Annotated in this window: 19 protein-coding genes; all 19 read right to left on the bottom strand. The window is 73.5% G+C overall.

Annotated elements, in window-relative coordinates; all coding sequences use genetic code 11:
• Positions 1-48 precede the first annotated feature (48 nt).
• Positions 49-456, bottom strand: coding sequence for an HNH endonuclease (locus KCH_RS07135; RefSeq protein ID WP_035860329.1), 408 nt, complete (start codon positions 454-456; stop codon positions 49-51).
• Between the two features lie 19 nt (positions 457-475).
• Positions 476-637: a hypothetical protein gene (locus KCH_RS41075; protein ID WP_157031935.1), complete on the bottom strand. Its 162-nt coding sequence runs from the start codon at positions 635-637 to the stop codon at positions 476-478.
• A complete protein-coding gene (locus tag KCH_RS07130) occupies positions 621-812 on the bottom strand; it encodes a hypothetical protein (protein ID WP_035860327.1) in 192 nt (63 codons plus the stop codon). The genes KCH_RS41075 and KCH_RS07130 overlap by 17 nt, the downstream gene beginning before the upstream one ends.
• Before the next feature lie 50 nt (positions 813-862).
• Positions 863-1,105 (bottom strand): MerR family transcriptional regulator, encoded by a 243-nt coding sequence (locus KCH_RS07125; protein WP_035860321.1) that lies wholly within the window; start codon positions 1,103-1,105, stop codon positions 863-865.
• Between the two features lie 129 nt (positions 1,106-1,234).
• Positions 1,235-1,798, bottom strand: a complete 564-nt coding sequence (locus KCH_RS07120) for a hypothetical protein (protein WP_035860319.1) — start codon at positions 1,796-1,798, stop codon at positions 1,235-1,237.
• 34 nt (positions 1,799-1,832) lie between these two features.
• Positions 1,833-2,435: an Rcat domain-containing protein gene (locus KCH_RS07115; protein ID WP_035860314.1), complete on the bottom strand. Its 603-nt coding sequence runs from the start codon at positions 2,433-2,435 to the stop codon at positions 1,833-1,835.
• An 83-nt stretch (positions 2,436-2,518) separates the two neighbouring features.
• On the bottom strand, positions 2,519-2,755 hold the full coding sequence (locus KCH_RS07110; RefSeq protein ID WP_035860311.1) for a hypothetical protein: 237 nt from the start codon (positions 2,753-2,755) through the stop codon (positions 2,519-2,521).
• 18 nt (positions 2,756-2,773) lie between these two features.
• Positions 2,774-3,367, bottom strand: coding sequence for a hypothetical protein (locus tag KCH_RS07105; RefSeq protein WP_035860310.1), 594 nt, complete (start codon positions 3,365-3,367; stop codon positions 2,774-2,776).
• Positions 3,364-3,660: a hypothetical protein gene (locus KCH_RS07100; RefSeq protein WP_035860309.1), complete on the bottom strand. Its 297-nt coding sequence runs from the start codon at positions 3,658-3,660 to the stop codon at positions 3,364-3,366. The genes KCH_RS07105 and KCH_RS07100 overlap by 4 nt, the downstream gene beginning before the upstream one ends.
• Positions 3,661-3,663: 3 nt before the next feature.
• Positions 3,664-4,008, bottom strand: a complete 345-nt coding sequence (locus KCH_RS07095; RefSeq protein WP_035860307.1) for a hypothetical protein — start codon at positions 4,006-4,008, stop codon at positions 3,664-3,666.
• A 39-nt stretch (positions 4,009-4,047) separates the two neighbouring features.
• On the bottom strand, positions 4,048-4,539 hold the full coding sequence (locus KCH_RS43250) for a hypothetical protein (protein WP_051652836.1): 492 nt from the start codon (positions 4,537-4,539) through the stop codon (positions 4,048-4,050).
• A 32-nt stretch (positions 4,540-4,571) separates the two neighbouring features.
• Complete coding sequence (locus KCH_RS07085; protein ID WP_035860305.1) at positions 4,572-5,054, bottom strand: HNH endonuclease; 483 nt, start codon at positions 5,052-5,054, stop codon at positions 4,572-4,574.
• On the bottom strand, positions 5,044-5,208 hold the full coding sequence (locus KCH_RS41065; RefSeq protein ID WP_157031933.1) for a hypothetical protein: 165 nt from the start codon (positions 5,206-5,208) through the stop codon (positions 5,044-5,046). Before KCH_RS41065 ends, KCH_RS07085 begins: the two co-directional genes overlap by 11 nt.
• Positions 5,205-5,393 (bottom strand): zinc finger domain-containing protein, encoded by a 189-nt coding sequence (locus tag KCH_RS07080; RefSeq protein ID WP_157031932.1) that lies wholly within the window; start codon positions 5,391-5,393, stop codon positions 5,205-5,207. Before KCH_RS07080 ends, KCH_RS41065 begins: the two co-directional genes overlap by 4 nt.
• Positions 5,393-5,929, bottom strand: a complete 537-nt coding sequence (locus tag KCH_RS37020) for a zinc finger domain-containing protein (RefSeq protein ID WP_051652835.1) — start codon at positions 5,927-5,929, stop codon at positions 5,393-5,395. Before KCH_RS37020 ends, KCH_RS07080 begins: the two co-directional genes overlap by 1 nt.
• Positions 5,929-6,864, bottom strand: coding sequence for a hypothetical protein (locus tag KCH_RS41060; RefSeq protein ID WP_157031931.1), 936 nt, complete (start codon positions 6,862-6,864; stop codon positions 5,929-5,931). Before KCH_RS41060 ends, KCH_RS37020 begins: the two co-directional genes overlap by 1 nt.
• A 98-nt stretch (positions 6,865-6,962) precedes the next feature.
• Positions 6,963-7,247, bottom strand: a complete 285-nt coding sequence (locus tag KCH_RS07065) for a hypothetical protein (RefSeq protein WP_035860298.1) — start codon at positions 7,245-7,247, stop codon at positions 6,963-6,965.
• Positions 7,248-7,250: 3 nt separating this feature from the next.
• Positions 7,251-7,391 carry a hypothetical protein gene (locus KCH_RS41055; RefSeq protein ID WP_157031930.1) on the bottom strand — a complete coding sequence of 47 codons (141 nt, stop codon included), beginning with the start codon at positions 7,389-7,391 and terminating at the stop codon, positions 7,251-7,253.
• A complete protein-coding gene (locus tag KCH_RS43245) occupies positions 7,381-8,022 on the bottom strand; it encodes an Lsr2 family DNA-binding protein (RefSeq protein WP_035860296.1) in 642 nt (213 codons plus the stop codon). Before KCH_RS43245 ends, KCH_RS41055 begins: the two co-directional genes overlap by 11 nt.
• Between the last annotated feature and the right edge of the window lie 144 nt (positions 8,023-8,166).

Below are 8,166 nucleotides of genomic sequence, written 5' to 3'. Positions count from 1 at the left end.
GTACACGGCGGCGGGCCCCGGGGCCGAGGCTCCGTGATCCGGACTCCCCTACCCCCCGGGGTGCCGGGCCGCCCGGGCGGCGGCCCGCTCGCGGCGCCGCTGGTTGCCCCGCAGCGCTTCCGCTGCGCTCTTGACCGTGTCGCACGGCCCGCACGCCAGCCCCAAGTTGTCGAGGCTGGTCGGCGATCCGCCCTCGCTGATGGGGACCTTGTGGTCGAGCACGTACGCGTCGGCCTGGTCGTCGCCGCACATCCAGCAGCAGCCGTTGTCGCGCCGGTCGACCGCGGCCTTGAGCGCGCGCCACCGGCCGGAGCTGATCCCGTACCTGCTGGCCTTGTCGTCGCGGCCGGCCCACGGGATGGGCTGGTGCTGGTCGCAGCGCCCGCGTTTGGTGGCGAGGTCGGGGCAGGTGGGGTCGGAGCAGCGGGACGGGGGCGGTGGGCACCGGGGGGTCACCTCCCTCCGGGCGGGTGGGTCAGTCGGTAGCGTCGGCCGGTGACCAGGTCCAGACGCGTTCGCTCGGCTGCTCGGCCCGGCCAGCCACCAGGGCGGCCAGGCCCTGATCCGTGATCACGTGGTCCTCGGCGATCCACCGGCGGCCGTCGGGCAGCAGATGGACCTCATAGCCGGTCATCATCGTCGGCCTCCGTCCGGTCGGTGGTGGGGAGTTCAGCGCGGATGATCGCGGCCGTTCCGTGGAGGAGATCGGCGACCTGGTGGCGTACGTGCTCGTCGTCCGGGCCCAGGCTGATGCTGCCGATGCAGTACTCGTCCAGGTCGCCGATGCGCAGGTGCACGAGAAGTTCGGCCATGGTCACCTCCGGGTGCGGCCCGCCGTGGGGGGATGGCGGCGGGCCGCGGTCTATGCGGCGGTGCGGCTGTCGAAGACGCGCTGGGCGCGGACAGCGACGTGGCCGGCGGCGGCGCAGATGTCCGCGAGGAGGTAGACGCGGCGGCCGTGGTCGTCGGTCATGCGGGGGGCGATGAGGCCGCGCCGTTGCCAGCTGTAGATGGTCTGGATGTTCCGGCCGGTGATGCGGGCGGCTTGGCGGGCGGTGACGCAGTCGAGGCCCTCGGGGTCGGTGTACAGCTCGTCGTCGTCCACGGCGGCACCTCCCCGGGGATGGCGAGAGCCCCGCGGCTGCTGCTCTGCCGCGGGGCTCTCGGGTGTCTGTGGGCGCACGTGTGGCGCTGTCGCCATTATGCGCACTGGGCGGATCTTGTGCAAGCGGCTCTACGCGGCGGCCCGTGCGGGGTTCCGGATCTGGCTGATGCGGGAGGCGCCGAGGCCGGTGTACTCCTGGATGGTCTTGGGCTGGACTTCGCCGGCGAGGTAGCGGCGGATGAGGGCGTCGCGGGCGGCCTCGGCATCGAGGGCGGTCTGGCGAGCGATGGCCAGGTCAATTACGGCGCGGGCGAGTTGGGGCAGGTGGTGGTCGGTGAGGGGGCCGTCGGGGGTGAGGGAGCGGTGGAATCCGTTCAGCGCGCTGTATGCGGTGTCGACGTCGGCGGCGGTGATGTGGTCGCGGCCGGCGGGTTCGTCGAGGGTGATGGCGGCGGGCTGGATGCCGTTGGTGACGGGCTGTCGGACGGCCGGTTGCTCGTCGTTCAGTTCGGTGCGCAGGGGGCCGTAGGCGTACAGCGGGGTGGACCCGGCCGTGTTGGTGATGCGGAGGAGCAGGTAGGGCCGGTGGAGGGGGACGATGTCGAGGATGGTGGCGGTGCCGGCGAGGGTCCAGCCGCTCAGGCCGGGGACGCCGGCGAGTTCAACGCGGAGCCAGTCTCCAGTGCGGTGCATGGGTTCTCCTGGGTGGTGTTCAGCGCGCTGAAGGTCAGGCGGCGTTGAGGGCGTCGGCGTAGGCGGTGGCCCGCTGGTCGTACTCGTCGGGGCGGAGGATCGTGCCGCAGCCGGGGGTGGCGCACTCGATGTCGTGGCCGTCCTCGCGGACGAGCGCCTGGAGGCGGCAGCGGGGGCAGGGCAGCTGCATGAGGCGGCGGCGGGGCCGGAGGAGCGCGAGGGGGCTGCACCGGCGGTGGAGGTCGGCGATCTCGGCGGCGTACTCGTCGGCCCAGGGCTGGGCAGCTGCCCAGGGCAGGAGGTGGGCGAGGTAGGCGAGTTGGGTGCCGAGGTTGGTGTCGGCGGGCTGCTGGCCGTGTTCCTCGGCGTGGATGCGGGTCCAGGCGGTGATGGTGCCGGCGGCGGGGATGAGGCCGTCCTGGTCGCCGTAGGGGTCGCGCACGGTGTCGGTGGCGGCGGGGCCGAGGAGGCTGAGGACGTCGAGTCGGGCCGGGGTGGGGGCGGTGCGGGTGGCGCCGGTGACGTAGCCGCTGCGGGTGTTGCTGCTGGGGAGGATGGCGAGGTGGGCGTACGCCAGGAGCTCGGGGAGGTCGAGGAGCTGGCGGCGGAGGCGGGCGATGGCGGCGGGGGTGAGCACGGCGGTCTCCTCTGGCGCAGGTCAGCGGGCGGGGTAGTGGGGCGGCGGGCCGGCCGCCTGGTGTGGGCGGCCGGCGGGTGGGGTCAGCGGTGGGTCTTGGCGATGTCGTCGGCGATCAGCGTGGCCAGGGCGACGATGATGCGGTCGGGCACGTCGCCGTTCAGGGAGATCGAGTAGCTGGGGCCGTCGATGCCGGAGTCGCCGGACCCAGCAGGGGCCCAGAGGACGCCGGGGGCGTCAGACCGGCGCAGGATGCCGTAGCTGTCCTCGGTCCAGCCGCGCATGAGCAGCATGCGGCGGGTGCGGAGGCGTTCGGACATGGTGCTGCTCCTGGGTGGTCAGGTGGTCGGCAGGGTGGCGGCGTTGATGGCGTCAGCGGTCGGGCAGGGCCAGCCGACGAGGACGTAGCGGGACGGGCCGTCACCGCGGCGCGGGGAGCAGGCGTCGCAGATCGTCATGGCGCCGCGCTGGACCGGGCGGTGCAGGGCGAGGACGGTGCCCAGCACTGTGCTGGCTTCCTGCGCGGCCTCGGCGATCGGCAGGCCTTCGGCGAGGAGGGCGTGGAGTCGGGTGTTCTCGGTCTCGGCGGCGGCGAGCTTCTTGCGGAGCCGGGTGATCTCCTCGCCGAGGCGCATCGTGTTCCAGGCGGAGTCCACTGCCCGCTGCTCCAGTTCGTCGGCGCGGCGGGCCTGCCGTTGGGCCTCGACGACGGTGGATTCCCAGCGGCGCTCGTAGTGGCCGGCCTGGAGGGCCATGGTGGCGTGCGCTTCGCGGAGCCGGGCGGTGTCGACGTCGCGGGCGGTCAGGTCGTCGCTCACGACGTCGAGCATCGCGTTCACCAGGCCGCGGCGTTCGGCCCGGGGCCGCATCGCATCGGCGTCGAGGGCGTCGAGCAGACGCTGGCGGAGGTCGGCCTGCTCGGGCGCGGTCACCGGGTGCCCGCCTCGGCCCGCTCGACCGACCAGGCGCCGTCGGTGAGCACGATGGTGTCGCCGAAGTAGGCAACAGTCCGGGTCGGCACGTGCGGCGGCATGAGCGTGATGCCGTCGATCACCGTGCTGGGCGGGATCCACTCAGCCGAGCCGTAGTGCATCTTCGCGGTCCACAGGCCGGCCTGGTCGGTGGCGTCGAGGACGTCCCACACGTTGTCGGCGGTGACGGTCCAACGGGTGGTGGGCGGGTCGAGGGCGATCAGCGGCGCGAGCGGCTCGTCGGGGGTGGCCATGAGTCAGCCCTCCTGCACGGCGCGGGCGGCGTGGCGCAGCACGTCGTTCACGTGGTGGTCGACGTCGTCGAGGGGCTCGCGGACCTGGAGGCCGAGCACCCGGGTGGCGGCCTCGGTGAGCACCTGGTCGCGGCGGGCGTACTCGGCCGGAACGGCCTTGAGGCGGCCGAGGACGGCGTCCCACAGGTCGTCACGGGCGATGGTGCCGTCCGCGGGGCAGTCCGGGTCGTCGACGATCGTCTCGCCGATGGCGTTGTCGAGGATGTCGGTGATGTTGGTGAGGGCGTAGGTGATGAGGCTGGCGGCGATGCGGTCGGCGGCGGCGGTCAGGTCGGGCGGGGTGGTCATGTGGGTCTCCGTGGTGAGGTCTGGTGTGGTGGCGGGCCGTCAGCGGGCGCGGAGGCGCTCGTTCTCGGCCTTCAGCTCGCGGACGCGGGCGAGCGCCTGGTCGCGCTGCTGGGTGGTCTTGGCGAGTGCGGGCCGGATCTCGGAAGCGACATCGCGGGCGATCAAGCGGGGGGTGCGCTCGTCCTCCCAGTCCCAGCCGGGGCCCCACAGCGCGTTGGCGATGGTGTCCTCAACGTCGATGTCGGTGTCGATGTCGTCGCGGTGTAGCGCACGAAGCGCGGCGTCGCGGCAGTGGGTCATCTCGGTGAGGTCGGTGGCCAGCTCCCGGATGCGAGCGATCAGCGCGGGCACGTCGACGCGGGCGCGGGCGATGAAGGTGGCGTTCGGGTTCGGGTCGTTCACGGTGGTCTGGGCCACGAAGCGGCCCTCGGAGTCGTGGATCACGCCGTCGACGTAGTCGGGGTACCAGGGGCCATCGGTGGCGGCGTCGGCTCGGGCCTGGATGGTGTCGAGGTCGAGGTGCTGGGGCATCGCGGGGTCTCCGTTCGGGCGGTGGCGGTTCGTCAGGCGGCGTGCTGCCGAAATTCCGGCGGGTCGACGCGGACGCGCTCAGCGGCGACGGCAGTGGCGGCCTGCTCGGGGGTGTCGTAGGTGCCGAGGTGGTGATCGCGGTAGTGGCGCTTGAGCTTGGCCGCGTACCGCTTGCTGCGGGTCCGGTAGACGCCGGGGGGCAGGTCGCGGGCGGCGATCGTGCGGTTGAGGTTGGACTCGGCGGGGGTGACCAGCCGCAGGTTGGCCCGTCGGCAGTCGAGCCGGTTCCGGTTGATGTGGTCGACGATCCGGTCCTGCTGGTCGCCGACGGCGATGCCCATGACCCAGCGGTGCAGGAGGGTGCGCGTGCCGCCGGCGTAGATCTGGGCGTAGCCGTGGGAGCCGATGGAGATGCGGCGGCCGGCGAGGCGGACGGCGTCGGCCTGGTCGACGAGGACGGTGGCGGTGGTGCCGGGGCCGGCGCTGGCGGGGAGTTCGACGGTGTCACCGGCCATGGGTGGTCTCCTTGCTGGTGGTGCGGGTGGGGGTGATGTCCCAGCCGTCGGCGGCGAGTTGCTGGACGATGGCGTGTGCCTGGTCGGCGGCCCAGTCGCCGAGCCGGTCGTGGAGGGCTGCGGCGAGCGCGGCGCGGGCGGCGGGCGGGGTCATGCGGAGTACTCCTGGCTGATCCAGGCCTCCATCCGCGAGGGGTGGCTGCCCTCGGCGAGGGGCTGGCCGGTGGTGCGGGACCGGCACGGGAGGCCTGGCTTCGCGGTGCAGTAGTCGAGGGGGCAGGGGATCTGCCACTCGGGCGGGCCCTGGCTGCGGAGACCGGGCGGGACGGGGGCGCCCATCACGCGGCCCGGACTGCGGTTCGGCGCGCGCTGTGGGGTGCGCGGGGCTTCTGGCTCGGGGTCTTGCACGGGCGGCCGATGGCGGCCTTGCAGGTGTCGCAGCGGACGCCGAGTGCCCCGGGCCGGCGGACCGCTGCGAGTTCCGTGGGGACCGGCTGGCCGACGCCGGCCAGGAGGGCCAGGACGGGGCGCTGCTTGAGGGCGCCGCCTTCCGCTCCGCGGGTCCGCTGGGTGCGGAGGGCGGCGAGGTAGGCGGGGATGTTGTCTGGGTCGGCGTCCGGGACCTCGGCGGCCTGGCCGGGCCCCTGGATGTCGCGGGCGGCGTCGGCGCGGTGCGCGGCGACGCGCCGCTTGATGTCGGCGGGCATGATCCAGTCGCGGGTGTCGCCGTAGTGGGCGACGACCGCGGCTTCGGCCTGCTGGTGGTCGACGTCGGCGAGGACGAGCTGCCAGGCGCGGACGTCGGCCTCGCCGACGGTGCGGCGGTCGTAGGAGGCGCACAGGGCGAGCAGGAGTGCGGTTTCGGAGCGGTTCATCAGGCGGTCTCCTCTCGGGCGAATCGGGCGGCGAGGTTGAGGGCGTCTTGGACGCGCTGGTCGGTGGTGGACGGGCGGCCGAGCTGGCCCACGGTGGCGGGGAGGTAGGCGACGCCGTTGTCGGGCGTAGGTTCGAGGGAGCGCCAGCCGTCGACCCAGGCGCCCGCTGTGGCCGGGGGGCCCTTGAGTCGGGAGGAGTTGACGGCGAAGGCGACCATCGCGGGAATGCCGACCTTCTCGACGGCCTGGCGGGTGTACTCCCACTGCGACTCGCGCAGGGACCAGCCGATCCCGGCGAGCCCGGCGGCCGCGATCGCCGCCTTCAGGTCGCCGAGGCGGTCGGGGTGAGCTGCGGGCCGCTCGGCAGCAGCACCGGTACTTCCGAAGGAAGTACCGGGGTACGGCATGGCAGCGGCATGGGCATGCGCAGCACCCTCAGCAGGCGTGCGGTGTGACGTGCTGTCCTGACCTGCGGCGGAGTCCGGAGACTGGGGTTCGTTTCGAGCAGGATTCGTTTCGTTTTCGCCTGCGAATCGAGCGCGATTCGCAGCGTTTTCGCCGGCGAATCGGTTGGCGTTTCGTGCCGCCCGGCTCTTCGCGGCCCGCTCAGCGGCTGCCCTCCGGTTCGCCTCGTCCTGGGCCTTGGTGGTGTTGCGGTTGTTCTCGAAGAAGTCGTGGATGACGTAGTCGCCACCACGCGGCTGCGGGCAGCGGGGGCAGTCGTGGTCGCTGGTGTGCCACAGGCCGACCTTGACGAGCTTGGCGGCCTGCGTGGCAGTGCCGTACAGCTGGGCGACCGCACCGGGCACGATGCCCTCGGTGAGGTGCTGGGCGGAGTAGGAGCCGGCACGGACGAAAAGACCCACCGCGGCGTTGCCAGCCCTCAGCCACTTCGGGTGGCTGTGGGCCTTGTCGTCGATCTTGAACCACGGCATGCGCGGGGGCCTCTCAGGCAGTTCGGGGTGGTGAGTGGTGGCCCGGGGCGGGGGCGGTGTCATCCCCGCCCCGGGCGGTCTGGCGGGCCGTCAGGGCTCTACGCGGCGGTCAGCTCGGCGTGCAGGGCCCGGCAGTTGTCGCAGGCGCACGCGGGGCGCGAGTACCCGGCGCCCTTGCCGATCTGCTGCCCGGGTCCGGTGACCGTGGGGACCTGGCGGCCCTTCAGGTCGAAGGTCGGCACGAGGATCGACGCCGAGATCTCCCGGCAGCCCTTGCCGCAGCGGACTCCGCCGACGGCCTCGCAGTGCTCCCGGCCGGCGGAGTCGGCGCGGTGGTGGACGTCGAGGTGGCCGCAGGCGCAACGGTGGCCGATGTAGCTCATGGGTCAGTCCTCCTGGTCTCGGGTGGTGAGGTCGAGGGTCAGCGGGCAGATCAGCCAGCCGCGGCCGTCGGGGCGCACCAGTTCGAGGGCGGGGTACGGCCAGGTGGTGCGGACGATTCGCAGGGTGAGCAGGTCACGCAGCACGGCTGGCCTCCTTGTTGGCGGCGCGGTAGGCGGCGACGATCGGCGCGGGGATCATTCCGAAGGTGCCGACGGTGTGACCGTGCTGGTTGGCCCAGGCCCGGATCGCGGCGGCCTCGGCGCGGTCCGGACGCCCCGACGCGGCGGGCGCTCCCTTGGCGGCGCGCAGTTCGTCCCGAGCGGCGGCCAGGGCCTGCTCGGCGGCGTGCACCTTCTCCTCGGCCGCGGTGACGACGGCCTCGCGGCGGCTGGCCTGCTGGAGGTCGGCCAGCGCGGTGCGGGCCTGGTCGGCGAGGCGCTGCATCCGCGCGGAGGAGTGCCGCATCCCCCACGCGATGAGGGTCTCCGCGGTGTCCGCGGCCGGGTCGGTCGGCTCGTCTCCCGGGGCGTCGGGTGCGAACTTGTAGCCGGCCTCCTCAACGGCGGCGGCGATCTCGTCCTGGCCGAGGCCGGTGGCCTGGGTGATGGTGGCGATGTACTCGCCGGTCTTGTACATGGAGACCGCGATGGCGCGCTCGGTGTCCACGGCCGGTCCTCCTCGGGGGCGGTTGGTGGGGCGGATTCGGGGGGCGGTGGGGCGCTGGACGTCCGGGAGTTCGGCGTCGACCAGGGTGCGGAGGGCGGCGATGGTCACGCGGCGTCTCCCGTCGTGGTCGGGTGCGGCCGGCGGCCGGTCGCGGCCTGCGCGAGGCGGTAGGCGGCGGGGGTGGAACGCCGCTTGCCGGACGCGATGGCGCGGGCGTCGAGGAGGGCCGAGGCGGAGTCCGGGGTGGGCAGG

This window comes from Kitasatospora cheerisanensis KCTC 2395, assembly GCF_000696185.1.
GTDB lineage: Bacteria > Actinomycetota > Actinomycetes > Streptomycetales > Streptomycetaceae > Kitasatospora > Kitasatospora cheerisanensis.
This window is presented reverse-complemented; position numbering and strand designations above follow the sequence as displayed.

Bases quoted from the DNA above. Each gene is read 5' to 3' on its own strand.
- KCH_RS41075 (WP_157031935.1), bottom strand. From the start codon at position 637: ATGATGACCGGCTATGAGGTCCATCTGCTGCCCGACGGCCGCCGGTGG.
- KCH_RS07130 (WP_035860327.1), bottom strand. From the start codon at position 812: ATGGCCGAACTTCTCGTGCACCTGCGCATCGGCGACCTGGACGAGTAC.
- KCH_RS07120 (WP_035860319.1), bottom strand. From the start codon at position 1,798: ATGCACCGCACTGGAGACTGGCTCCGCGTTGAACTCGCCGGCGTCCCC.
- KCH_RS07110 (WP_035860311.1), bottom strand. From the start codon at position 2,755: ATGTCCGAACGCCTCCGCACCCGCCGCATGCTGCTCATGCGCGGCTGG.
- KCH_RS07100 (WP_035860309.1), bottom strand. From the start codon at position 3,660: ATGGCCACCCCCGACGAGCCGCTCGCGCCGCTGATCGCCCTCGACCCG.
- KCH_RS07095 (WP_035860307.1), bottom strand. From the start codon at position 4,008: ATGACCACCCCGCCCGACCTGACCGCCGCCGCCGACCGCATCGCCGCC.
- KCH_RS43250 (WP_051652836.1), bottom strand. From the start codon at position 4,539: ATGCCCCAGCACCTCGACCTCGACACCATCCAGGCCCGAGCCGACGCC.
- KCH_RS07085 (WP_035860305.1), bottom strand. From the start codon at position 5,054: ATGGCCGGTGACACCGTCGAACTCCCCGCCAGCGCCGGCCCCGGCACC.
- KCH_RS41065 (WP_157031933.1), bottom strand. From the start codon at position 5,208: ATGACCCCGCCCGCCGCCCGCGCCGCGCTCGCCGCAGCCCTCCACGAC.
- KCH_RS07080 (WP_157031932.1), bottom strand. From the start codon at position 5,393: ATGGGCGCCCCCGTCCCGCCCGGTCTCCGCAGCCAGGGCCCGCCCGAG.
- KCH_RS37020 (WP_051652835.1), bottom strand. From the start codon at position 5,929: ATGAACCGCTCCGAAACCGCACTCCTGCTCGCCCTGTGCGCCTCCTAC.
- KCH_RS41060 (WP_157031931.1), bottom strand. From the start codon at position 6,864: ATGCCGTGGTTCAAGATCGACGACAAGGCCCACAGCCACCCGAAGTGG.
- KCH_RS07065 (WP_035860298.1), bottom strand. From the start codon at position 7,247: ATGAGCTACATCGGCCACCGTTGCGCCTGCGGCCACCTCGACGTCCAC.